At 63.4% G+C, this 782-nt stretch carries 1 protein-coding gene; it reads left to right on the top strand.

Annotated features, from left to right (window positions below; all coding sequences use genetic code 11):
- Nucleotides 1-782, top strand: a 782-nt coding sequence (locus AC2A1E_RS24220; RefSeq protein ID WP_484385877.1) for an Ig-like domain-containing protein, incomplete at both ends; no start/stop codon positions are given.

Below are 782 nucleotides of genomic sequence, written 5' to 3'. Positions count from 1 at the left end.
ATGCGGAAGCCAACAGCCTGGTGAAGATCGCCGATCAGAACGGGTTGCTGGGCTCGGTACAGACCGATGCCACAGGCACCTGGCGCTTTACGCCGACCACGCCACTGGCGGAAGGGGAGCACCGCTTCACCGTTACGGCCACGGACAAGGCGGGTAACGTCAGCGAGCCGTCCAACACCTTTAGCCTGACGCTGGACTTCAGCGCGCCGGATGCAAGCAAAGTGGCGATCACCGGGGTGGACGATACGGTTGGTGCCATCAAAGGCAATGTGGCCATTGGCGGTACGACCGACGACAACCGTCCGACCCTCAAGGGCACCGGCGCGGAAGCCGGTAACACCGTTACCGTGTACAACGGCACGGCGGTGATTGGTACGGCGACCGTGCAAGATGACGGCACCTGGTCACTGAAACCGACCCTGCCACTGGCAGACGGCCTGTACGCCTTGACGGCGAAGGAAACCGACAGCGTGGGCAACACCACGGCGGCGTCGCCGGAGTATGGCTTCACCATCCTCACCCAGGGCCCAGCGGCCCCGGTGATTGGTTCGGTGGAAGACGATGTGGCCCCGCATACCGGTGCGCTGCAAAAAGGCGATGTCACCAATGACAGCACCCCGACCCTGAAAGGGACGGCGTTGCCGGGCGGGATCGTGACCGTGTACGACAACGGCACGGCGATCGGCAGCACCACCGCTGATAACAACGGTGCGTGGAGCTTTACGCCATCCACCCCACTGGGTGAGGGTAACCACAACCTGACGGCGTCGGTGATGGACAGT

This window comes from Serratia sp. HNCC26DJ206, assembly GCF_057180605.1.
This window is presented reverse-complemented; position numbering and strand designations above follow the sequence as displayed.